16 protein-coding genes and 1 tRNA gene are annotated in these 25,449 nt (G+C 51.1%); 10 read left to right on the forward strand and 7 right to left on the reverse strand.

Features of this window, described 5'->3' with window-relative positions; genetic code table 11:
• The first annotated feature begins 13 nt into the window (after window positions 1-13).
• The 4 genes from R3I13_RS22240 to R3I13_RS22255 all read left to right on the forward strand — a co-directional run bounded on the left by R3I13_RS22240 (window position 14) and on the right by R3I13_RS22255 (window position 11,339).
• The gene (locus tag R3I13_RS22240) at window positions 14-1,705 is read left to right on the forward strand and encodes a Hint domain-containing protein (RefSeq protein WP_346320181.1); all 1,692 of its coding nucleotides are present in this window, start codon (window positions 14-16) and stop codon (window positions 1,703-1,705) included.
• A 64-nt stretch (window positions 1,706-1,769) separates the two neighbouring features.
• A complete protein-coding gene (locus tag R3I13_RS22245; protein ID WP_346320182.1) occupies window positions 1,770-2,291 on the forward strand; it encodes a hypothetical protein in 522 nt (173 codons plus the stop codon).
• Window positions 2,292-2,307: 16 nt separating this feature from the next.
• Complete coding sequence (locus R3I13_RS22250; protein WP_346320183.1) at window positions 2,308-9,882, forward strand: SpvB/TcaC N-terminal domain-containing protein; 7,575 nt, start codon at window positions 2,308-2,310, stop codon at window positions 9,880-9,882.
• A gap of 224 nt (window positions 9,883-10,106) precedes the next feature.
• Entirely contained in the window at window positions 10,107-11,339 is a 1,233-nt protein-coding gene (locus R3I13_RS22255) for a heparan-alpha-glucosaminide N-acetyltransferase domain-containing protein (RefSeq protein ID WP_346320184.1), read from the forward strand.
• Between the two features lie 194 nt (window positions 11,340-11,533).
• Here the strand turns inward: R3I13_RS22255 and R3I13_RS22260 are convergent, their stop codons facing one another.
• Complete coding sequence (locus tag R3I13_RS22260; protein ID WP_346320185.1) at window positions 11,534-12,376, reverse strand: AraC family transcriptional regulator; 843 nt, start codon at window positions 12,374-12,376, stop codon at window positions 11,534-11,536.
• A gap of 88 nt (window positions 12,377-12,464) precedes the next feature.
• Between R3I13_RS22260 and R3I13_RS22265 the strand changes: the two genes are divergently transcribed.
• Window positions 12,465-13,976 (forward strand): MFS transporter, encoded by a 1,512-nt coding sequence (locus R3I13_RS22265; RefSeq protein WP_346320186.1) that lies wholly within the window; start codon window positions 12,465-12,467, stop codon window positions 13,974-13,976.
• Window positions 13,977-14,163: 187 nt separating this feature from the next.
• Here the strand turns inward: R3I13_RS22265 and R3I13_RS22270 are convergent, their stop codons facing one another.
• Both R3I13_RS22270 and R3I13_RS22275 read right to left on the reverse strand, forming a co-directional pair.
• Window positions 14,164-15,798, reverse strand: a complete 1,635-nt coding sequence (locus R3I13_RS22270) for an AAA family ATPase (RefSeq protein WP_346320187.1) — start codon at window positions 15,796-15,798, stop codon at window positions 14,164-14,166.
• Window positions 15,799-15,885: 87 nt separating this feature from the next.
• A tRNA-Pro gene (locus R3I13_RS22275) sits at window positions 15,886-15,959 on the reverse strand.
• Between the two features lie 162 nt (window positions 15,960-16,121).
• On the opposite strand from R3I13_RS22275, the gene R3I13_RS22280 reads away from it, so the two are divergent.
• Genes R3I13_RS22280 through R3I13_RS22300 form a run of 5 tightly spaced genes read left to right on the forward strand, consistent with a single transcriptional unit; the run spans window position 16,122 to window position 20,953 of the window.
• Window positions 16,122-17,387: a dihydroorotase gene (locus R3I13_RS22280; protein ID WP_346320188.1), complete on the forward strand. Its 1,266-nt coding sequence runs from the start codon at window positions 16,122-16,124 to the stop codon at window positions 17,385-17,387.
• A gap of 2 nt (window positions 17,388-17,389) precedes the next feature.
• Entirely contained in the window at window positions 17,390-17,869 is a 480-nt protein-coding gene (locus R3I13_RS22285; RefSeq protein ID WP_346320189.1) for a DUF4199 domain-containing protein, read from the forward strand.
• Window positions 17,866-18,825: a glycosyltransferase family 2 protein gene (locus R3I13_RS22290; protein ID WP_346320190.1), complete on the forward strand. Its 960-nt coding sequence runs from the start codon at window positions 17,866-17,868 to the stop codon at window positions 18,823-18,825. Before R3I13_RS22285 ends, R3I13_RS22290 begins: the two co-directional genes overlap by 4 nt.
• Complete coding sequence (locus R3I13_RS22295) at window positions 18,822-19,934, forward strand: glycosyltransferase (protein ID WP_346320191.1); 1,113 nt, start codon at window positions 18,822-18,824, stop codon at window positions 19,932-19,934. Before R3I13_RS22290 ends, R3I13_RS22295 begins: the two co-directional genes overlap by 4 nt.
• A gap of 29 nt (window positions 19,935-19,963) precedes the next feature.
• On the forward strand, window positions 19,964-20,953 hold the full coding sequence (locus R3I13_RS22300) for a hypothetical protein (RefSeq protein ID WP_346320192.1): 990 nt from the start codon (window positions 19,964-19,966) through the stop codon (window positions 20,951-20,953).
• Between the two features lie 9 nt (window positions 20,954-20,962).
• Here R3I13_RS22300 and R3I13_RS22305 read toward each other — a convergent pair whose 3' ends face one another.
• From R3I13_RS22305 to R3I13_RS22320, 4 genes are all read right to left on the reverse strand, one after another.
• Entirely contained in the window at window positions 20,963-21,451 is a 489-nt protein-coding gene (locus R3I13_RS22305) for a hypothetical protein (RefSeq protein WP_346320193.1), read from the reverse strand.
• 162 nt (window positions 21,452-21,613) lie between these two features.
• Entirely contained in the window at window positions 21,614-24,154 is a 2,541-nt protein-coding gene (locus R3I13_RS22310) for a DNA gyrase/topoisomerase IV subunit A (RefSeq protein ID WP_346320194.1), read from the reverse strand.
• A 26-nt stretch (window positions 24,155-24,180) separates the two neighbouring features.
• Window positions 24,181-24,582, reverse strand: a complete 402-nt coding sequence (locus R3I13_RS22315) for a hypothetical protein (protein WP_346320195.1) — start codon at window positions 24,580-24,582, stop codon at window positions 24,181-24,183.
• A gap of 1 nt (window position 24,583) precedes the next feature.
• Complete coding sequence (locus R3I13_RS22320; RefSeq protein ID WP_346320196.1) at window positions 24,584-25,426, reverse strand: DUF1835 domain-containing protein; 843 nt, start codon at window positions 25,424-25,426, stop codon at window positions 24,584-24,586.
• Window positions 25,427-25,449: the final 23 nt, after the last annotated feature.

Here is a 25,449-nt window from a genome sequence, read left to right on the forward strand (position 1 = left end):
AATCCTTAGCAATATGGGACAAACCTGGTACGAAACCTGCGTATCGGAGGTAGAACACATGAAGCCTCCTGAAAAAATGTGCGATTACAATCGCTGCATGAAGATCCAGAACAAAATTGATGCCTCCTGCCACGGCAGGCACTGGGAACCCGGTACCCCCTATGTGCTGGATAACCCGGACGGCTCAGTCTGTTACTGCTGCTGCTCCTGCTTCGCCGAAAACACCCAAATAGCGGTCAGTGCGTCTGAATACCGGGCAGTGCAGGATTTCAGGCCAAACGATGTTGTATATGCGGCAGATGGCAACCTGAACTGGAAAGAATACAGGGTGGATTTCTGCACGAACGTAGACGGGCAAAAGCATGATGCCTTTATGGTGCTGATCAAATGGGGAGACCAGCCTTATGAGTATATCTCTGTCACGGAAGATCACCTGTTCCTCTTGCCGGGAAAGGTGCTCGTCCCCGCGTCTGCCGTGCAACCCGGCGATCAGCTGGTCAGACCGGACGGCAGCACCGTGAAGGTGACATTTGCCGTTACCGCTATGGTGAATGGCGGTGTATACCAACTGGCTACCGGTCAGTTTAGCGGCAGCATGGACGGGCATTTGCTGAATTCCAACGGTGTGATCTCGGCGGACTTCGCGTTGCAGGTAGGATTTATGGCGGGGCAGCTGGATAAAAAATTCCTGGTGAAAGACCTGGATACCCGCCTTCGCGTAGGCAGCCCTGAATACCAGCAAAAAAACCACAACAAGGAAGCCCAGCATTTCATTTCCCACCCGGAGCTTTGGCCCAAAGGCTTAACGATCCCGGACCGGAACAATCTTTACATCATCCCCGCAGATGCAAAAAGTTTCATCACCGATTCGCAGGCACAGCAGATCATGGATAACAAAGATGCCAAAACCCGCCCCTTCGGCAGCAACTACGGCATTGAAATGGCTGAATACCTGTGGACGACCTTCAGGGCCTTCTATCCCGGCATCAACTATGTGATGGACTGGAACAACCCGCTGCCCAATGCTTACACCTGGACCTCTTTCGGGCAGCCGTACATCCTGCTGACAGGAGGTTTGCTCAGGCAGATGGCGCTCAACAAAGAAGGGTTTTCGCTGATCCTCTCCCAGGCGCTGGCATACATGGGCGCCGACGAAGTAACGCCGCCGGCCGTGTGCGTTGGCGAAGCGGATTATCAAAGCCTGGTTTATTTCGGGAACATCTACCGCGACTCAACATTCATCAGCACTTTCCGCGCAGCCATGCTGCAGGTGGAACAGTTCTGGAGCTATATCGTCAACGATGTGGACCCGCTGAGCAAATGCCTGAACCCCGGCATACCCTGCAGGATCGAGACGTACAAGGCCGCGTCCTACCTGGATCCGCTGCCGCCCTGCGCTGACCCGGATTATGTTCCTTTTGAGCTTATTGGCGCATCCAGCAAAAAAGGCGAAGGCTCGATCGTGGTGGTTTACAACAGGCAGCTGAATGAAAGCAGCGCGCTGACCATCCTGAACTACAGCCTCAGCCCGTACCTGGAGATCATCGAAGCGCAAATGGATCCTGAAAATGATAAGCAGGTGATCCTTTTCGCAGCGGTGCTGGAAAAAACAGAATACACACTCACCGTGACCGGCGTGCTTTCCGCCCTGGGAGAGCCGCTTGACCCGGATCACGATAAAGCGGTATTTACATTGCAGGATTAGTAAACAAACAATAACAGGAGTTTTTGGCGCCGTCCAAAAACTCCTGTACTAAAATATCCAGATCATGACCGTACTTACGCAACTACAGGAAAAAGAACTGTCGTGGGACCAGATGCGCGAAGAATTTGGTGCTTACCTCGGCCTGGAAACGCCTGTTCCTTCAGCCGTTCTGAAAAAGGCCATCAACGATGAAAAATATGCATGTTATCTCATGGCGGCCAGGAATGCGCCTGCATACCTGCAGACGCTCTTTAATGTTCCGGCAGATCTTCAGGAAGACCGGAGCAACCTGCAGCTGTTGAAAAAAGCAGCCGGATCGCTGCTGAAATGGAGCGCTTCCGGTTTTGGTTATGCAGATGAGGCCGTGTATGCAAAGCGCCTCTCCGCCTGCCAATCCTGCGAATATCTCCGTGCTGCGCCGGACCAGGCCGTTTACCACCTGAAAAAGAAAAAAGAGGACATGCAGGTCTGCAGCGCATGCGGATGCGTAGCATCCCGTAAGGCGCGTCTGCGCTCCGAAAGCTGTCCTGTTGCAGATAAAACAGACGCTTCGCTGAACCGCTGGGGTGAGAAAATGAAATCATAAATAAAAACGCGCAACATTGGCTACCGAACCTTCCAGCCAGATCAGCATCCCCGCCCTCGAACTGCCTAAGGGCGGCGGCGCTATCCAGGGACTGAACGACACCTTCGCGGTAAACCAGTTCAACGGGATGGCCACCTTCTCGATTCCATTGCCATTGCCGGAAGCAAGAGCGTTGAACCCTAAGCTGGGCCTCTCCTACAATTCTTCAGACGGCAATGGCGTATTCGGCATGGGTTTCTCGCCGGGCATTTCCGCGATAGGCCGCAATACCAGCCTCGGCATGCCTGCCTACCGCGGCAACGACATCTTCACGCTTACCGGCGCCGGCAACCTGGTGCCTAAGCTGGACGCACAGCACCTGCCGGAACGGAAGACCGTGGAAAAGGACGGGGTAACATATGCAGTCACGCAATACATCCCGGACAATGAAACGAGCTTCCAGCTGATCTTTTATTGGGAAAATGTACAAAACGGCCTGTCGTACTGGGAAGTGACCGACCCTGACAATACGCAGCATACTTATGGCAAAGACGCCTCCGCTACCATCAGCAATCCTGCAAACCCGCAGCAGATCTTCCAGTGGAACCTGCAGGAATCACGGGATGCAAAGGGCAACCGCGTGATTTACAGTTACGCGGCAGACCGTTCTACCGATCCCCTGCGCCCCTGGACGAACACGTATCTCATGTCCGCCAGTTACGGCAACTATCCCAACGGTGCCGCAGAGGTCTTTGCGTTTGAGGTGAGCTTTGTGTACGACGATAAGCCGCCTGTTGCAGCGTTTGAAAGTCTTGGTACCGGTTCTATTGCCACGGCGCCCGTCCGGCAGGATGCTTTTTCTTCTTTTAAAGCCGGCTTTGAGATCAGGACGGAGAAGCGCTGCCAGAGCGTGCTGGTATCCCATTATTTCATTGGCCAATACAACGATAAAAAAATACTGACCCGTTCTTTGACATTTCAGTATGCGGACGGCAGCACACAACCTGCCGGGCAGTTCCTCCCCCTTTCCCTGCTGGAAAAAGCCACGCAGGCCAGTCACGTATGGGACGAAAGCGCGGCGCTTTACCATTCAAAAGACCTTCCTCCCATTGAGCTTACTTATATACCCTTCGCGCCTGAAGCAGAGCGTTCCTTTCATACCATGGAAGCAGGCGGCGATCTTCCCATCCCGGGTAACTTTGATGAGTTCCAGCTGGTAGACCTGCACCGCGAAGGCCTGCCAGGCATTCTTTTCAGTCAGCCTGCAGGCCATCTCTACTGGGAGCCCGAAGGGAACGGGAAATATGCATTCCCGCAAACGCCCCGTGAATTCCCCATCGACAACAACCTGGACGATCCCGTTTACACCCTGATGGACATTGACGGGAACGGCGGGCTGGAGCTGGTTGTGCAGGACCCTGCACGGCAGGGGTATTACCAGTACAACATTTACACACATGCCTGGGATAATTACGTGCCCTTTCCTAGACCAGTTGCAGGCGTGGCTGAGCGCGATAAAAAGCTGGTGGACCTGGACGGGAATGGCCGGCAGGACATTCTCATAACGGCCGCCAATTCTTCCCGTATCTTCTTTTCCGAAGGCACCGAAGGGTTCCGCGATCCCGTGAACCTTTTGCCGCTGGAAGATTTCCCTTACCAGTACAACGACAGCCCGCAGGAACTGCTCACCTTTGCCACGATCTTCGGAGACGGGCTTTCCCACTATGTACGCGTAAGGAATGGACAGCTGGACTGCTGGCCGAACCTGGGGCATGGAAAATTCGGGAACAGGATCTCACTGGCCAACGCGCCGGTGTTTGAGCAGGGCTTCGACAAAAGCAGGATGTACTTCACCGATGTGGACGGCTCCGGCACGGCAGACATTGCTTATGTTTACAGCGACCGCGTAGCTATTTATCTCAACCTGAACGGCAACTCATTTGCCGCGCCTTTCTATATCAGCCTGCCCGATACCTATACCCGGCTGGATGGCATCCGTTTCAGCGACATCCTTGGCAGCGGTTTCGACAGCCTGGTATTCACCAAAATGGCGCCTGCTGTCAGCCATTTTTATTACGATATGCTGGAAGATGCTTCCGGGAAAAGCATAAAGCCCTACCTGCTGGAAAAGATCCGCAACAACCTCGGCGCAGCGCGCAGCATTCAATATGCCAGTTCTACCAGCTACTACCTCCGCGATAAAAAGAATGGAAGGCCCTGGATCACTGCGCTCCCATTCCCGGTGCAGGTGGTGAGCAGCACGGTGAACATCGATGAGATTGAAGGATGGGCGTCCGTACAGCAATACGCATACCACGACGGGTATTATGACCCGCTGGAAAGGCAGTTTGCAGGTTTCGGTTTTATCGAAAGCTGGGACGGCGAACCCTACGACCAGTTCCGCCTGCGGCTGGGCAATGTTTACGCGCAGGCCAGCGATCAGTACAGCGAATACCTTTACGCACCTGTGTCTTACACAAAATCCTGGTACGTTATCGGCGGCTATGGCCACCAGGATGCGATCCTGCAACGTTACCAGTCAGAATACTTCAAAGGCGACCCGGATATTTACAACCTGCCGCCAAGCGCCATCGCGCCGGATATCAACCGTTACGACGACCGGACCATGCAGCATGTATACCAGGTGCTGAGCGGAAGGCTGATCCATGCGGAAGTGTATGGGCTGGATGGGATCACCAACGATGTGCCTTTTACCATCACGCAAAGCAATTACCTGGTAAAGCAGGTCCAGGAGCGGGCCGGGAACAGGTACCCCGTGTTCCAGGTGGTGGGCCGTGAAAACCTGAATTACAATTACGACCGGGCAGCCGCCGATCCGCGCGTGGAGCATGAATTGACATTGGAGACCAATGAATATGGGAACCCGCTGGAAAATTGCAAGATATTTTATCCCCGGCGGAGCAGTCCGTACAATTATCCCGGGCAGGAAGAATTAAAGGCACTGGCCGGCACAAGCGTTTATAATGAAGCCCCGGCTGAAGGTTACATCATCGGCGTGGTATGTGAAACAAGATCATTCGAGGTACCGGGGCTAAAGCCTGCGAAGTGGTACTTTACATTTGAAGAAGCGAAGATACAGGTGGATAAGGCCTTGACGGATAAAACCGCCAGGCTCACGGATTGGCAGCGCAATTACTTCTGGAACGAAGCGCAGGATGCGGCGCTGCCGCTTAGGGAGGTCACGCAGCGTTTGCTGCTCCATCACCAGCAATCCACCGTATTTGAGGCGGACTATATCGAAAACCTGGAGATCAACGGCAATAAGGTGATCACCGAAAAAGATCTGCTGGACGAAGGCGGTTACCTGCTGGATGAAGGTTATTACTGGAATGCGGGCATGGCCGGGCAATATTACAAGGCAGAAGATAACAGGTACTTCATGCCTTACCAGACGGACAATGCCTATCAAACCACCACGCAGGCGCCGTCCCTGCTGCAAAAAACCAAGGTATACTACGACGATTATATGCTGCTGCCAGTGAAACAGGTTTCTTTTTTGAAAGATGATGAAGAGGACCCGGAAAACCATGTTGTGCTCACGGAAAATAATTACATCTTTTTGAAGCCCTGGCAACTGACGGACATCAACGGAAATATTTCTCAGCTGCTATACAATACCCTGGGCCAGGTGGCGGTCACCACCCAATTCAAACCGGACCCGCTGAATGGTGGCGAGCTGGAGGGCGATAAGCCAGTAACCGGCTACGATACCAGTGTTTGGGCGGACATCAGCCTGGAGAAGGTCGTCAATGATCCCAAAAAATATATCCAGCAGTGTTCTTCATTCTTCTACTATGATACGGACGCATGGATGAATGGATCGCAGCCCGTATCGTTCGTACAGCTGTCCCGGGAGCTTTTTATAACCAGCGATCCTTCAGGCATCACGAATATATTCCAGGAGATCAGTTATAATGATGGCTTCGGGCGTACGCTTGAAACTAAGATATTAACCGCGCCGGGCGCTGCTTTCATAAGGGATCAAAGAGGAATGCTGCTGCGCACGGCAGCAGGCAGGATCATGAAGCAGGTAGTCGGCCAGCGCTGGATCGTATCCGGGAAAGTTATTTATAACAACAAAGGGAAGACCGCGCTCGATTACCAGTCATATTACTCCAATACCTTCCTGTATGAAGAACAGGCCGAAATAGCGGAAGAACTGCCTCCGCCCCATTGCATTGCGTACGATGCGGTAGACCGGGCGATAAAGGAAACATCGCCTAAAGCGGTGGTAGACGGCGTTGCCCTTGGATTCTTCACCCGCACAATATTCCGTTCCTGGGAAACCGTACGCTACGATAAAAATGATACCGTTACCAATTCCGATTATTACAAATGGTTCATGGCTAATTATCCTGTAAACCCCACACAGGAACAGGAAAACGAAAAAGATGCGCTGGAAAAAGCTGCGGTGTGCGAAAACACGCCTGCCAAAGAGATCATGAACAGCCAGGGGAATACCATCTTCAAAATAGCCGCCAATCTCGGGAAAGTGCTGGAAGCGGATGTGCGCAAAATAGTAGACAAGCTTCCGCTCAATGTGCAGGATGAAATATGGCTGCTGTTCAAAACGGATTACCTGGATAGCCTGGATTACCTGAATGAAAAATTCCGGCCGTATGATCCCGGTTTCAGGATCGATATACCGGCAGATTTGAAGCCATACGAGGCCAATATCCTCGATGTGCAGTACTACCTCGCCTCGGGTTGCCTCACCTCCGCATATATGCTGGATATTAAAGGAAGAACGCTTTGTTATACAGACCCCAGGCTTTACTACGACAACGTGCGCAACGGAACGGATTACTACAGCGCCCATTTCCGGTACGGCATGACTTCTTCCGACGCTATTTTCTCCGAAAGGCCGGATTCAGGCCAGCAGCTGGGCATTGCCAATATCCTGGACAGCATCTTTAAAAAATGGGATGCGAGGGGCTTCCTCCTGCATACGGCCTTCGACAAGCTCCAGCGGGAAATTTCCCTTCATGTAAGCGGTACAGAAATAGCACCAGCCAACCCGCCATCCGGCTGGAAACCGCTGGTGCTGGACAATACCGTCAAAATAACCACATACGGCGAAGGCGCGGCGGACGCGCAGTTGAAGAACCTCTTCGGCCAGGTGTCTGTATTAAAGGACCAGGCCGGCAAAGCAGATTACAATTCATTTACGATCACCGGCAAACCGGTACTTTCAGAACGCAGGCTGCTGAAAGCATACAAAGAAGAAGTGAACTGGGACGCCAATCCGGAGCTGGAAACGGAAATATACCGCAAAGGATTCACCTACACGGAACAAAAGGCTGTGTTGGTTGAAACGGATTACCTGGACACTGACAAGGTGTTCGAAAAATCCAACAGCTACAATGAATCCGGCGCGTTGATAACGGTGGACGAAACCACTTTCGGTCCTGCTGAGCCTGTTGTGCAAAACATTATTACGGCCATCGAATACTACCCGAACCGGCAGCCCGTTTCTGTGCATTACGGCAACGGTATGCGCACCGCTTACACTTATGAGTTCACCACGCAGCGGATGACCGGCATCGAAACGGCTGCCGATACTTCCATTGTGGGCACCACGCTGCAATCTATTCAATATACCTACGATCCGCAGGGCAATATTACGCGCACTACGGACAATTCCTTTGAGCCGGTAGCCTGCTATGGGCAGGGAACAGACCCGGTCAGGAATTACTGGTATGATCCGCTTTACCAGCTGCTGCATGCAACCGGCAGGCAGAACGTCAGCCTCAACGGCAACAGTTATATCAATGGGTTCAAGGAAAGCGCTTTCTGGAACTTTTGCCCGGGCAACCCCGCCGATGCCAATACCCTGGTAGGATACCGCGAAAACTACCAGTATGATTATGCCGGTAACATGCTGCAACTGCAGCACATCACCAACAGCACACAAGGCACCGACTGGACGCGGAACAATGCGGTGAATAAAGACAATAACCGGCTGACGCTGTACACCTATGACCGCAACGGCAACCAGCTGTCCCTCTACGAAAACAGCGCTACTCCCCTGGCCTGGAGCTACCGCAACCAGCCTTCTTCTGCTACACAGCTGCAGCGGCCGGATTATGTGGATGACGCCGAATACTATACGTACGACGCCAGCGGCAACAGGCTGCGGCGGGTGATCGAGTCGCTGGTGAGCGGGAATATCCATACCGAAGAATACATTTACCTGGAGGGATGGAATATCAAGAGAAAAAAAACATCCACCGGGGTGATCGAAGAAGAACGGTATACCCGCCAGGTATTCGCAGAGAAAAAGCTGGCTGCCAATATTTATTACTGGGCGATCAACACCTCGCATAAAACCCTGGAAGGCACGCAGCAAACAAGGTTCCAGCTGAATGACCTGCAAGCCTCCGTGGCCGTGGAAGTGGATACCGCCGGCGCGCGGATCAGTTACGAAGAATATTTTCCATTTGGCGAGTCCGCCTTCATAGCGGGGGTGAATGAAGACGAGGTGAAACTTAAATATTACCGGTTCACCGGTAAGGAAAGAGACGACACCACGGGCCTGTATTATTTCGGGGCAAGGTACTACGCATCCTGGCTTGGGCGCTGGATATCCACGGACCCCGAAAACCAGTTCGCTTCCCCCTACACTTATGCTTACAATAATCCGACCACTGCCACTGACCCCGATGGGCAATGGGCCTGGCTGATCCCGATCGTGATCGGCGGGCTTATTTCATCCTATACTGCTTACAGCGCCGCCAAATCGAACGGTGTTGAAGGCACCAAGCTGGCGGCAATTACACTCGGAGGCACAGCCATTGGCATGGCAACCGGGGGCCTGGGCGGTTACGTTGCAGCGGCGGGCATTCCGTTGGCTAATACTGTTTCGACGGCGGTCACCTCTACAGCGTCTTCCTATGCATTGAACAAACTGACAGGCGGCATTACGAATGTGACGACAAGCATCGGCGTAGCTTCCTATAACTGGTCTACAGGCGAAACCGGGTTCCTTTTCAAACGCGGGCAGTCCTACAGCCAACACCTTGCTTATTTCATGGGTGCGCTGGCCAATATACAGGATATCAGGGCGGCGATGGGCAAACCGGGTAATGTAACGTTGGTTACGGAGAGCGAGCAACCCATTCCTTATTTTAAAAAGAACTTTGACGAGATCGGGCATTCGGCCGTCGTTAATGAAGACCTGGGGATCAATGTATCCGTTGGTCCGGGTCAGCCTTATTTTCCCCAATTTGCATTAACCAAAACTTTCTGGAATGAGCTGCATACACCTGTAGTAGGCATAAAATGGAATAACTATTTTAAATCACCGCACGGATGGAAACTGCCCCTCAATAATGTGGATACCACTCCGCTCCTGGAATCCACTCAAAATATCCTGAAGAACACCGGAACATCGGCATTGCCTTATACGGGACTTGGGGACAGTTGCGCGGATTATGCATCCAGGGCGCTATGGGCCGCGGGTGTGTATCATTTTACGCCGCCCATACACCCTTATATGCTGCATGGCCAGATATTCCTGCGGGCAATAGGGATTGCTGCCAATCCCTACATTACCGGCAGCAACAGCCAACCGCAGCATCATGAAGAGTAAAACAAAAGATCAGTCCCCATAAAACGGAGCCCCGGTATCTGCCGGGGCTTTTTTTTGCGACACAGTACAAATGTACTATTGCTGAAGGATGCATCAGCGGGTAGTTTTGTTGCTGATCCGTTAATCCCCAAAACCCATCGGGTAATACCAGTGGGAGGTCCTGTCTATACTGACTTCGCGACCCGGGTGGATTCGTTTTTTTATTTATAAAAGCATCATCAATTATGCACCAGGCACTCACAAAACCAGGACACCCCGAAGCCGCAGTTAACATGCTCACCGGCGTGAAACAACGCGTAATTTCTGTAGATATATTGCGGGGCGCAGTAATGATCATCATGGCATTGGGCCATGTGCGCCACCTCCTGCATCTGCCGGCCCTGGTAGAGGAGCCAACCGATCTCGTCACTACCACTCCTGTATTGTTTTTCACTCGCTGGGTCAGCCATTATTGTGCTCCCACTTTTGTTTTCCTGGCCGGCATCTCTATTTTCCTTACCGGTCAAAACAAGCCCATCAGGGATCACAGCGCCTTCATTATGAAACGAGGCCTGTGGCTGGTGTTCGTAGAGTTATTCATCATTACTTTCGGGCTAACCTTCAATCCTCTATACAAGATGTTCATATTGCAGGTGATCTGGGCTACCGGCTGGAGTATGGCAGCACTGGGACTATTGATGCGTACCTCTCCCAAAGTGATCCTGGCAGTGGGTCTTGTTCTTTTTTTAGGTCATAACCTGCTCGACTATACGTCGTTGCCGCAACAAGGCGCGGCAGGCTTTTTGTGGAAATTCCTGTTCACCACCCGGGGAGATCTGCTGCCACTCGGCAGTTCACACAACATATACCTCGTTTATGCCATCCTTCCCTGGACGGGGATCATGTTGCTGGGATATTCGCTGGGCCCTGTATTCAAAAAGGATTTTGATGCGGCCAGGAGGAGAAGAATATTGAATATAACCGGCATTTCGCTGCTTGTTTTGTTTGTGCTGCTGCGCATCATCAATCAATATGGCGACCCGGCTCCATGGGGCCTTCAGAAAAATGGGTTATTCACTTTCATGTCGTTCGTAAATGTGACCAAATACCCGGTGTCGCTGCAATACGGCTGTCTTACCATCGGTCCTGTGTTATTGATATTGTCGGCTATAGATAGCCTGCGGGGGAAGTTTGCCGGCTTTCTCGCGATGTTCGGAAGGGTGGCTTTTTTTTATTATGTGCTGCATTTCTTTCTCATCCACCTCATCATCATGATCCTGTTCTTTGCCACCGGCCATACCTGGCAGGAAGCGATGGCGGCTGATTCTCCTTTCCTGTTCCGTCCATATAACTTCGGTTTCAGCTTAGGGGCGGTGTATATGCTCTGGATAGTGGTGGTAGCGATGTTGTACAAGCCCTGTAAGTGGTTCGTTCATTATAAACAAACACACAGGCAGTGGTGGTTGCGGTATTTGTAGTGCTAACAGGATTTATTTCCGTTTCCACCATGCTGCACCGTTTCCGGTTGTTATTTGTTCCAAACCTTTTTCATCATGTATCATGTTGTATTCAACCGTTAAATTGAACACGGGATCATACCTTATTATTTTCTGCGGAACGCCGTTGCCTGCATAATGATTTCAGCAGCAGTCATCCTGTTTGTATGATTTCTTCACACCGCATTGCTTTTCCTATACTGCGTCAGGCTTAGTTTTTTGTATTTTTTAAAGAATTTATTCAAGTGGCTTTCGTCGGTAAAGCCAAACTCATCCGCTATTTCATTGATGCGCCGGTCACTGAATTTCAGGCGGTGTTCAATAAGGCGGATCTTGTAGGCTGCGGTAAAATGCTGAATGGTTTCGCCACATTGGTTTTTGAAATAACTGCCGAGATACGTATCGGAAATGCCAAAAGCCTCAGCGATAACAGGAGCCTTCAGTTTTTGGGGTGAAAAGATATTGCTTTGAATGTAGTTGATAATGTCCTGGATGCGACTGTCGGCATTTATTTTCAACTGGGCCGGCCTGACCCTGGCAATGTTCCTGGCGGCAATAACGATCAATGCATTCACAAAGTGCATTTGCAGATCCTCCTCATAGAGATCGCTGTGGTGAATACCCTGCAGCAAAGATTGAATAATGGACCTCACCAGCGGGTAATCGGACTCATTTCGCAAAATACAGCCCATGAGGTGGGCGGAATAATACAATAAGCATTCAATCTCACAAATGTTCTTCCACCTGTATTTTTTTACATAATCGCCGGTGAACTTAATCAGGAGAAATTCCGTGGTTTGTTCAATATCAAAATTGTAGCAGTCATTGGGAGTCAGCAACATCAGGTTGCCCGCCCGGTAGGCAATCCGGTGATCGTTGATATTTAAAAATCCATTGCCTGAAATAATGTAAGCCATCTGGAAAAAAGTAAGCTGCAGGTCTTTCAGGGGGCAACCATCCACCTTCCTGTACAGGACTTCCAGGGACTGGTGGATGTTTTCTTTTTTGGTTTCACACATGTAGCAAAAATACCTTTTTATAATGGAATTGTACTGATACGTTTATCATTTCCGGTATAATTTTGCTAAAAATGAAATAAAAATAACCATGACAAAAGTTACCCGGACCGGAAAGAATACAGTCGCTTTGGTAGCAGTATGTTTAGCAGCCCTGATGTTTGGCCTGGAGATCTCCAGCGTACCGGTGATCCTCCCCACACTCGAAACGGCCTTACATAGTGATTTCAAAGAAATTCAATGGATCATGAACGCCTATACGATTGCCTGCACTACGGTACTGATGGCCACCGGTACATTGGCCGACCGGTTTGGCCGGAAGCGGGTTTTTATCATCAGCATTTTGTTATTCGGCATTACGTCTTTGTTTTGCGGTCTGGCACAAAACACGCTTGTGCTGATCATCAGCCGGTTCCTGCAGGGAATGGGAGGCGGCGCGATGCTGATCTGTTCTATCGCTATCCTTTCACACCAGTTCCGGGAAGGACGTGAACGGGGTAAGGCGTTTGCTGTCTGGGGCATCATTTCGGGTGTGGGATTGGGGTTTGGTCCCATCATCGGTGGAGCCATCGTGATGGTGTCCAACTGGCAATGGGTGTTTCTCGTACATGTGGGCATTGCGGCGATCACTGCGCTGCTTGTATTCAGGGGCGTACGGGAGTCAAAGGACCCGCAGGCCAAAAAACTGGATGTGGCGGGGATCATCTCTTTATCGCTGGCAGTATTTGGCCTGGCGTATTACATCACGCAGGGGCAGGCTATGGGATTCAGGAGCGTCGCGGGTCTTAGCATTCTCGGTGCTTCTGCGCTGAGCTTTATTATTTTTTGGAGGGTAGAAAAAAAGCATGCCCACCCCATGTTCGATTTCTCCGTGTTCAGTATCCGCCGCTTTTCCGGCGCTATCATTGGCTGCATTGGTATGAATTTTAGCTTCTGGCCATTCATGATCTACCTGCCCATCTATTTTCAAAGCGCACTCGGCTACGATATCATTATGGCCGGATCATCGCTGCTGGCTTATACGCTTCCCACCCTGGTGGTGCCCCCTTTGGCAGAACGGCTTTCACTCCGCTACGAGCCCCGCATGATTATTCCTTCGGGATTGCTGATGATCGGGTTCGGCTTTCTGCTGATGCGCTACGGCAGCAGCGTAGCGAACGCCAGCTGGTTAACGATGCTGCCCGGCTCACTATTGGCAGGTATCGGGCTGAGCCTTACCAATACGCCCGTTACAAATACGACCACCGGGGCGGTTACGCCGGACCGTGCCGGCATGGCATCCGGCATTGATATGAGCGCACGCCTGATCACTTTAGCCATCAATATCGCCCTGATGGGGTTCATCCTGGTGGAAGGAATCTATTCCTACCTGGAAAACGCTCTTCCGGGATCTGTTCCTTCTTCCCAATTACATTCGGCAGCAGAAAAGATAGCCGCAGGGCTTTCCGCAGCCGGCGTGCCTGACGCTACCGCGCATGCCGCGCTGGTGAACGGGTTCGGCTGGGTCATGCTTTTTGGAGGAGTGGGTGTGTGTTTCCTGGCGTTGGTGAGTTTCCTGGTGTTTGGGCCGAAAGAAAAGAATGTTGCCCGGGTTACAGCCTGAGTGTTGCCCGGAATAAAAAAGGAGGCGGGAAAATTGCATATTACTTTCTTTGTCAAAACAAACAAGTGAAATTTTAATTCCACCGGTATTGAACGAAAAAAGGCCACCGGTTAACTGATGACCTTTAAAGTTTGTCGGGACGCTAGATTTGAACTAGCGCCTTTACTTCCCATTTCAGCATATTATGTTATGCAGGATCATTTAATAATCTCGCAATGTTGGATTTAAACCAATTGGTTTTTACCAAGTCGCTTATTGTATATTTAAACTGTTGCAGATAGGCTTTGTTATAATAATCCTTTACACTAAAGAAAGGATAAAAAGATTCAAAATCATCACTCTCCAAGTCTTGTAGTATTGGCGCAATGTTTTCATCATTTTTAATACCCTCTTTGAATTCGACATAACTTTGCCTGGCAACAGCAATCTTGGAAACGATTTGAATAAAGCTTTTTTTCTTTTGGACTATAATTTCCTTAATGTATGCATCCTTATTATAGCCATGCCATCTCAGTTCAGCGATATTGTCCGGATGGTATATGTAATTCTCAAAGGCATAATATTGAAGTATTTTGAGATTTGGATACTTGGCCCGAATACGTGCTATTTCATCCTCCCTTAAGTAATCTCTGTCTCTTAGTCCCAGTTTAGCAGTATCTCCTTTTATAGTTAAAAACACTTCCCTGCTATTCTGAGCAGGCAAGAAAAAATACCCTTTCTCATTTAATGCCAAATTGTAATGCTTGTCATTTTGATTCTCTGCTACAACGAGTTTATATCCTTTCAGGATATTTTTCATCGTTTCCTTTGGCACTGCAATGTCATAGACCTCCATATTCTCCTTGGGTTCCGGTAATATCATTTGCGGGATATCAAAATTTAGCAGATCCAAGTCCACTATAGCAGCATTCTCGGCACTTCTTGCAAAATCAATAAAGCCCAATGCATGGGAAGCTGTCCATAATTGGGCATCATCAGGTATCCATACGTTTACAATTTCGGCCAGCAAGCTGGATTGAAGGGAGGTATTTAAATGGCAATCCATTTCATCTATATAAATGATCGCATCTTTATAGTATTCCTTACGAACAATAAAATTCAGCAAAAGAATTACTATTTGTTTTTCGCCATGGCTTAACAAATCGTAGCTTATTTTGGAGTCTCCCTTTTTAAATATTAATGTTCCGTTACTTTGTGGAGTCGCATTTTGATATTCAGCAATTTGGATGGTTGTAGATACGTCTCCACCCAGTATATTAATTAACGATGCATTTAATGGTTGAATAAAATCCTGAAATATTTTAAACGTATCTGCAGATCTACCACTAAAAACAGGCTCCCGCAATGCATTATCAATTTGTTGAATATATGTTGATAGATCATTCACAAATCGATCATCCATATCAATAAAAGATTTAGGAGCATCGGCATTAGATTTAGGAGAAGTAATATCTCCTGAGTTAATTATACGGGGAACAATTCTAATGCTAGATCGCCCTATTAGTTTTTTATTGAAATCCCTTCCTCCTTTTCCGAATTTTGTTTCCAATGTTCCAACTCTGTTTCCATCAGAAAATTCTATGTCCACTTCTGGATTAAGAGCACCTTTACTATAGTAAGGCTCATGTATGTCATCTATTAGCACAAAATTTTTGTCAATTGTAATACGCTGCCTTACATAATCCAATCCGTCAAAAACAGAGGATTTCCCCGATCCATTCGACCCGATCAATAACACTAACTTAGCTTCGGCCGGAATACCAGCAATTGTCAAGTCAGTAAATCGCTTAAAATTCTTCAGTTGAAGTTTTGTAATACGCATATTTCAAAAATAATCTATTTCTTTAATTGAACCGGTCCGCCAAATAACAAAAAAGGCCACCATTACTGATGACCTTTTTAAAGCTTGTCGGGACGACTAGATTCGAACTAGCGACCCCTTGCACCCCATGCAAGTGCGCTACCGGGCTGCGCTACGTCCCGAACTTCCGGTACCGTGTTTTGACGACGGGATGCAAAAGTAACCATTCATTTCATTTTTGCAAAAATTTTATCAGCTTTTTCTATGAATTTCTGTTTACATCCGTTCCCCGCCACTATACATCTCACCACATAAATACGTACATTTGCCCGGGATAAATTCAAATGATGCATATTTTACTGAAAAGCGCAAAGATCGTAGCTCCTTCATCCCCTCTCAACGGGCAAATACAGGATATTCTCATTCAAAACGGCGTCATCACCAACATCGCCGCCAATATTCAGCACCCTTCAGCCCAGGTCATTTCAGGTAAGAACCTCCATGTAACCACCGGTTTTACGGACGTTTTTGCCCATTTCTGCGACCCCGGGCAGGAATATAAGGAAGACCTTCAATCCGGCGCGGAAGCTGCCGCAAAAGGCGGCTTCACCACTGTCATGATCGTCCCTAACACACAGCCCGCCCTTCATACCAAATCGCAGATAGAATACGTGCTCAGCAAAACCCGCCACGGGGCCGTGCGCGTGCTCCCCATCGGCGCCATCACCAAAAACCTGGAAGGCGCCTCCCTCGCGGAAATGTATGAAATGAAAGAAACCGGCGCCGTAGCCTTCTCGGACGGACTCAAGCCTGTGCAGGCCTCCGGCATCATGCTCAAAGCCCTCCAGTACGTCAAAGCATTTTCCGGCACCATCATCCAGGTGCCCGACGATACCAGCATCTCCGGCCACGGCCTCATGCACGAAGGCATCTTTTCCACCCGCCTCGGTATGCCCGGCAAACCTGCCATTGCGGAAGAGATCATGATCAAGCGGGACCTGGACCTGCTCCGATACACCGGTTCCAGCCTGCATTTCACCGCAGTCAGCACCCGCAAGGCCATAGAGCTGATCGCCGCCGCCAAAGCCGAAGGCCTCAGCGTAACCTGCTCCGTCACCCCCTACCACCTGCTTTTCACCGAGGAAGATATGGTCACCTACGACAGCTTCCTGAAAGTGAACCCGCCCCTCCGCAGCCGCGACGATGTGCAGGCCCTCCGCGAAGCCGTCATAAACGGCGCCGTGGATTGCATCGCCACGCATCACCAGCCGCAGGACTGGGACGCCAAACAGGTGGAATTTGAATACGCCAAACCCGGCATGATAGGCCTGGAAACGACCTTCAGCGTGCTCCGCACCGCCCTGCCCCGCCTCCCGCTGGAAAGGCTCGCGGAACTGCTGAGCATCAACCCGCGCAGGATATTTAACCTGCCCGAGCTCAGCATCGCACAGGATGCGCCCGCCAACCTCACCATTTTCGACCCGGCGGAAGAATACCAGTTCACCGACGCGCACATCGGTTCCAAAAGCAAGAATTCCCCCTTCATCGGCAAGACCTTCACCGGTACTGTAAAGGGAATTATCAACAATAACCAGCTATTCCTGGCATAATTATGAGGAGCAAGATCCATATCCGATTCGGTCTGCTGGCCGCAGCCATTAATTTTGTGTTACTGCTGATCCAGTTCTTCGCCCGCATCCCGATGGCCAACCCCGCATTCAGGTTCCTGCCCGTGCTTTCCCTCGTGATCCTTGTCATCGCCGCCTGCCTGAAATTCAGCAAAGACGCCGGCGGAGAGGCCACTTTCGGCGTGGTATTTGGTACAGGGTTCCGCACAACAGCCGTGACCATCGTTATTTTTGCTATATTGTTCATCGTTTTTGTGCAAGTGGCGCCGGCTTACAAGGAACGGTTCATACAGGAAGTAGTCGCAGCAGGGCCCAATGCCGCCAGCTCTGCCAACCCTGCGGAAGACATCGCCATGCTGCGCGACCGCTTTACCGTATCCGTGCTGTCCGGCATCATACTCATGAATTTTATACCGGGCCTTATCGCTTCAGTGATCGGCGCTGCAATCGCTAAAAAGAAATGAGACATCTAGACATATCCGTAATCGTTCCCTTAAAAAACGAAGAAGAATCGCTGCCGGAGCTGGCCGCCTGGATTGCCCGTGTGATGAATGAGAACAATTTCACCTACGAAGTGTGGATGGTAGACGATGGCAGCACAGACGAAAGCTGGAGCGTGATCCGCCAGCTGTCATCCCAAAACCCCCACATCAAAGGCATCAAATTCCAGCGCAACTACGGCAAATCCGCTGCCCTCAACGAAGGTTTCCGCAAAGCCCAGGGCAACGTGGTGATCACCATGGACGCGGACCTGCAGGACTCGCCGGACGAAATACCCGGGCTTTATTCCATGATCGTGAACGATGGCTACGACCTCGTGAGCGGCTGGAAAAAAGTGCGGTACGACAATACCCTCACCAAGAACATCCCCTCCAAGCTGTTCAACTGGGCAACGGTGAAAATGAGCGGCATTAAGCTGCACGACTTCAACTGCGGCCTCAAATCGTACAGGAAAAAAGTGGTGAAGACCATCGAAGTATACGGAGAAATGCACCGCTACATCCCCGTGATCGCCAAGTGGAGCGGTTTCCGGAACATAGGCGAGAAAGTGGTGGAACACCGCAAACGCAAATACGGTACCACCAAGTTTGGCCTGGAACGCTTCGTGAACGGTTTCCTGGACCTCGCGTCCATCACGTTTGTAGGCCGCTTCGGCAAACGCCCGATGCACTTCTTCGGCGCGCTGGGCAGCCTCTTTTTCTTCGTCGGTTTCCTCATCTCAGGTTATCTCGCTTTTGCCAAAATATTCTGGATGCAATACAAAATGACGGAAAGGCCACTGTTCTTCCTCGCCATGTTATTGCTCATCATCGGTTCCCAATTATTCCTCACGGGCTTCATCGCCGAAATGGTGGCCCGTAACTCCCCGGAACGGAATTCTTACCTGGTGGAGGAAACACTGGAAAATCATCACGGATGACGAACCGCAAAATAGTGATCATCGGCCCGGCCCACCCCATCAGGGGCGGGCTGGCTGCTTTTAATGAACGCCTTGCCCGGCAACTGGCCGCCCAGGGCAACGAGGTATCCATTCATACTTTTTCATTCCAGTACCCCGGTTTCATGTTCCCCGGCAAAACGCAATACGCGGAAGGGCCCGGCCCTGCAGACCTGCGCATCTTCCGCACGGTGCATTCCCTCAACCCGCTTAACTGGCGTAAAACAGGGCTGCGCATCCGGAAAGAAAAGCCAGACCTGGTGATCGTCGCCTATTGGCTGCCCCTCATGGCCATGAGCCTGGGCTCCATTGCCCGCATGATCCGCGGCAACAAACATACCCGCGTCATTGGCCTCGTGCACAACCTCATCCCTCACGAAAAAAGACCGGGAGACGCCGTGCTGAACCGCTATTTCGTGAACAGCTGCGACGCTTTTATCACCCTCAGCAAAGAAGTGCTGGCCGATATCCGGCAGCTCACCGCCAAACCCGCAGTTTTCGCCCCCCACCCGGTGTACGACAGCTTCGGCAACGCTGTATCCGCCGCAGAAGCCAAACAGCGCCTGGGCCTTGATGCCGGCAAACGTTACCTCCTTTTCTTCGGCTTCATCCGCGCCTACAAAGGGCTGGACCTGCTGCTGGAAGCCATGCGCGACGAACGCATCAAAGCCGTCAGCAACCTGGAACTGCTGGTAGCCGGAGAGTTCTACGAAGACCGAAAAAAATATGAGCCGCTGCTCAGCGATCACGTAAAAGTGATATCAGATTTTATTCCTGACAGCGAAGTGAAATATTATTTCTCCGCCGCGGACCTCGTGGTGCAGCCCTATAAAACCGCCACCCAGAGCGGCATTTCGCAAATGGCCTATCATTTCGAAAAGCCCATGCTGGTAACAGCCGTGGGCGGCCTCCCTGAAATTGTGCCTGACGGCAAGGCCGGTTACGTGACAGCGCCCAACGCCAAAGCCATTGCAGACGGCATCCTGCGCTTCCTATCCCAGCCTCCCGGCGTTTTCAGTAACTTTATCCGGGAACAGAAACAGTTGTATTCCTGGGAACATTTCGTAAATACCCTGGGCACTTTACAATAATTTGGAGGATTTAAGGTTATAAAAGCATCATGCGAATCAGAATAGGAATTACGCTCATACTTGCCGTCTTATCCGCCACCGCCGCCATGGCTCAAAAGCTGGCGCCGGCAGACCAGGCCGCCCTCTTACAGCTCGAAGATTCACTGCGGGCCGTTCATTACGACGTGATCAACGGCAAGATGCAGGAAGTGCGCAATGCCCGCAACGACCAGTTCATCCCGCAGCTGGTGAAAGCGCTGAAAACCAAATATTCCTACTACTACCCTTTCGATTCCATCCGCACCATAGCCAAGGTATACCCGCAAGACAGCACCTTCCGCATCATCACCTGGCCGCTGGAGAACGATAACAGCACCTTCCGGCACTTCGGCGTGATACAGATGAACACGAAAGATGGTTCCCTGAAACTCTTCCCCCTGTTCGACAACTCCGATTTTACACGCAATACCGATACCATCACTAATAACAAAGGCTGGTATGGCTGCCTGTATTATGCCATCATCCAAAGGCATTATTTCAACGCGGAATATTACACCCTCTTCGGCTGGGACGCCAATTCACAGACCAGCCAGAAAAAGATCGCGGAAATGCTGACCTTTAAAAATGGCGAGCCCGTGTTCGGCGGACCTTTTTTCAGCTTCGCGGAAGACACCGTGCCCAAGCCCGCCCGCAACCGCTTCATTCTCGAATACAAACGCGAAGCCGTGGCAGCGCTCAATTACAACCAGGAAATGGACATGATCGTGTTCGACCATCTCATTTCCGAAACCGGTGAGGAATACAAAAAATATACCCTCGTGCCCGACCTGGATTACGAAGGTTTTAAATGGAAAGCCGGCAAATGGGTGCACATTGAAAAAATATTCCACGACGCACTGCAGCAAGGCAAAGCACCCGTAGGCGAACCGGTGAATAAATCGAAGGTAGACCTCACAAGACCAAGAACCGCCGAGGAGATCAACGCCGAAACCCTGGAAAAGGCCGCGCAGAAAGGGAAGAAGAAGAAAAAAGGAGAATGATCTTTTAAGCTAAAACCCCGGGAAATCCTCCTCCGGCAACGGCACATCATTATGGGAATGATGAAAAACATGCAGTTCAAAGGCGCTGATCTTATCCAGCGGGTAATACTTTACCGGCCCGAAACCCAGCATCAGCCGCACTTCGCGCAGGCTGCCCTTTAGCCCGCGGCCATTGTAAATGGGTACAAACACAACGCGTTTCCCGAATGTGGTCAGCGAGTCCTTGACCTGGATATCCGGCCGTTTCCCATGCGTATGTTCCGCGTAATAATCGTGCACCAGCCTGAACTTCCGTGAGAGGCTCTTCTCATCTTCACCGATATCCTTCAGGTCCGCGGCCATCAGCTGGCGGAAAGCTTTTTCATCGTTCTTTTCAATGGCTGTGAGCACAGCATTGCTGGTTTCCCTGATCCGGCGCTCTTCATCAGAAGTTTTTTCCCTGCAGGCTGCAAACGTAAAGGCGGTAAACATGCATAATATCCAGGTGCTGCATTTCATAGCGATCGGCTTTTGGTCATTACAAACAGATTTGCGGGAAGCAGTGTAACGGCCCTAAGTTAAAGCTTTCGGGGCAAAAAGTAAGGGGTCCTGTCATTGTAAACATAACAAAGCCGGACGCAGGGCCCGGCTTCGTTTTATCTGCTTATTCATTGCAATGCGCTAGAATAATTCCGTCTGGATATTCCCTTCATCATCTTCTTCCTTCTCCGCTTCTTCATCTTCGGTGATCAGTTCTATGCTCACGAAATCATCGCCGGCGATCCTTGTGCCGACGGTTTTCCAGCCGGCCATTTCATACATTTCATGCAGCGCGATCTCTTCTTCTTCGGGCGAACGTTTTTTACCCGTGCGCAGGATCGCCACAGGCTCGGCCTGAGTGGTCACCAGTTCCAGGTAATTGTTCGCTCCTTCTTTGATGAACGAGAATTTGTTGTTGAGCGTCTGCGTTTCGATCTTGAAACGTTTGATGTTGAATTGTTTTTTATCTGCATCGTAATACACTGCGGTCACGATACGCTCAGGATTGAATTTTTCGATGTACACCGCGTCGTTGGACTCGTAACGGTTGGTGATCTCGTAGTTGGTGAGCTCGTACGTACCGTTCTTGTAGAACACGAGGATCTTATCGTCCCCTTCAAAGGAACCGACGTAAATGCCGCGCTGTTCGGTGTTGAGGCGGCCCACTGCGTCGTCGTACCAGATCTTGATACCGCTGAGGGTGGAAACGCCTTTTTCTTTGAATTTCACGGTGCGGATGGGCCATTTGGTCACCACGTTGCCCATGGAGCTGCGCGCTTTGATGGGAATGGTCTCGAAGTAGAAATCGAATTCTTTCTTCTTGGCAGCGCAGTTCGGGCTGAGGCGGACGGTCACCACTTCGGCTTCCCCGTTGGGATTGGCGCTGAAGTAATGCACCTTGGAACCTTTTTCTCCCTTGGTAAGATGGTATTCCTTATCGCGGGTGATGCCGGTTACGTTGAAGCGTTTGGCAAGACTATAGCCGGTTTTGCCGTCCACGTAGATCATGTTGTAGGTCATGCGCTCGTCGCCTTTGCGGAACACGTCTACATGGATGATATCTTTCCCTACAAAAGTTTTATCCGCCACCTTGGTCACCAGCATTACACCGTCGCGGCGGAATACGATGATGTTGTCCAGGTCTGAGCAGTCGGCCACGAATTCATCTTTTTTAAGCGTGGTGCCGATGAAACCGTCTGCCCTGTTCACATACAGCTTGGTATTGGCGATGGCCACCTGCTGCACCTGGATGGTGTCGAACAGTTTGATCTCTGTTTTACGCTCGCGGCCTTTGCCGTATTTTTTGAGCAGGTTTTCGTAGTAGCTCACGGCGAAATCCGTGAGGTTGGCCAGGTCGTGCTTCACCTGTTTGATGTCAGCCTCAATGCCTTTGATCTGTTCGGTCAGTTCATTGATGTCCAGCCGGTAAATGCGGCGCACGGGCTTTTCGGTGAGCTTCAGGATATCTTCCCGCTGTATCTCCCGTTTCAACTGCTTTTTATACGGGCCAAAACCCTTGTCGATGGCCTGGAGAACAGTTTCCCAGTCTTTGTGTTTTTGTTCAAGCTCTTTGTAGATACCTTTTTCGAAGAATATCTTTTCGAGAGAGGTGTAATGCCATTTTTCTTCCAGTTCCGCCAGTTTGATCTCCAGTTCCCTGCGCAGCAGTTCTTTCGTGAAATCCGCGGAATACCGCAGCAGGTCGGAAGCGCCCATGAACACGGGTTTGTCGTCCATGATCACGCAGGCGTTGGGGGAAATGCTCACCTCGCAGTCGGTAAAGGCATACAGCGCGTCGATGGTGATGTCCGGCGAAATACCGGGCGCCAGCTGCACTTCGATCTCTACTTCTTTGGCGGTATTGTCCACCACTTTTTTGATCTTGATCTTGCCGTTGTCGTTCGCTTTCACAATGGATTCCATCAGCGCGGTGGTGGTTACGCCGTACGGCACGTCTTTGATCAGCAGCGTCTTTTTATCCTTTTCTTCGATATGCGCCCTTACGCGCACTTTCCCGCCGCGGCGGCCGTCGTTGTAATTGGTGACGTCTATCATGCCCCCGGTCAGGAAATCCGGGTACAGCTCGAATTTTTTACCGCGCAGGTATTTTACGGATGCGTCCAGCAGTTCGCAGAAGTTGTGCGGGAGTATTTTGGTGCTGAGGCCCACCGCGATGCCTTCCGCGCCCTGTGCCAGCAGCAGCGGGAACTTCATGGGCAGGGCCAGCGGTTCGTTCTTGCGGCCGTCGTAGCTCAGCTGCCATTCGGTGGTCTTGTTGTTGAAAGCAACGTCCAGCGCAAATTTGGAAAGGCGCGCCTCGATGTAACGCGCGGCAGCCGCATCGTCGCCGGTGCGCACGTCGCCCCAGTTACCCTGTGTTTCGATCAGCAGGTCCTTCTGCCCCAGGTTCACGATCGCATCGCTGATGGAGGCGTCGCCATGGGGGTGGTACTGCATGGTTTGACCGATCACGTTCGCCACTTTGTTGAAACGCCCGTCATCCATTTCCTTCATGGCGTGCAGGATGCGGCGCTGTACGGGTTTCAGCCCGTCTTCCACGCCCGGTACCGCACGCTCCAGGATCACGTAGGATGCGTAATCCAGGAACCAGTCCTTATACTTCTCATCTACGTGCGCAAGGCCATGCAGTGATTCGTCCGGTGTTTCGTTGATATTGCTCATATGCTTAATAGAAAAAAAATTAAAGTTTACCGTTGCCCTGCCAGGAAATCATCCCGCCAAACCCGTACGGAGTCTATCTTTACATCGTCCAGCGTGTTCAGCTCAATGAAAGAGCAATCGGTGATGGCTTCCAGCTCGTGCCAGATGCGCACAGGTATTTCCACCTTCGCCGGCGCTTCGATCACATCCGTTCTCAGCTCGTTTTCTTCCAGCGGGCACCAGTGAAGGTAAGCCTTCCCGCTCAGCAGGTACATGATCTCGGGGTTCTTGTATTCGCTGTTGCCCAGGTGGTAATGCTGGCCGCTGCTGGAACCGGCGTTGCGGTAGCAGAGGATGAAGGTCCCTGTTCTGAATGTTTGCCAGTCAAAGTTTTTCCCCCTGTTATCTTCCCCCCGCAGTTCCAGCGGCGTAATGGTAATTTCCGGCATGTTATGCATTTTCCGCCGGCGCAGCATCGCTGCCGCCCGGCAATTTGATCTCGTAATCGCGCATTGTTTTCAATTCGCCTTTGTATTCCAGCTTTTCTTCTTTGATCAGTTCTTTGAGCCGCCAGTTAAGGAACTGGTCCATCACGGGGTATTTGAACTTACCCACTACCTGCCCGATCACTTTATGGGCTTTCTGGAATTCTTTCGTGGTTTGCTGCAGCAGCTCTTTGTCAAAAAAAGCGCCCGGCTCGCCGCGCAGTTTCTTCCCTCCTTCCAGGATGCGCACGCCCGCATTCTCGTTCATCAGGCGGCGCCATTCGTCGCCGTCCAGCTCAAATTCCGCGAGCGATACTTCCCGCGCCAGCTTTTTTGCTTTCAGGAATTCCTTCGGCAATATCTGGCTAAGATGAGTGGGGTAAAACACGCCGTTCTTTTCATTCAGGAAAGGCAGGTTGTTGAGATAAATGAGGTGGATGCGGCCGGAAAAACGGTCCAGCTGGCTGATGAGCCAGTAATACCCGCAAACGTCGGTAGCATTCTGCCCTGCCCAGATCCAGATCACCAGCTCTTCTTCTTCACGGAGACGGGCCTTCAGCTCACGCACGGGGTCCGCCGGCGCTACGGCCACTTCTCCTTCGGCGGGAGCAGCCACCACTACGTCCTGCACGGTGTTCCACCATTCACGGCGCGCGGCGCGCCCGTCCGGCGTGTCCAGGATGAAGAGCGGCCCCACGGCGAGGTCGTCCTCAAAACTCATAATTTCTCCTTCCAGCAGCGGATCCAGTTCCATGGCCGCTTTCAGGTTGGCCTCGGAGCTTTGCCCGAATACAATATGTAATATCATTTCAAATCGCTCAATAAACGGTT

This window comes from Chitinophaga sp. YIM B06452 (assembly GCF_039655965.1).
Lineage (GTDB): Bacteria > Bacteroidota > Bacteroidia > Chitinophagales > Chitinophagaceae > Chitinophaga.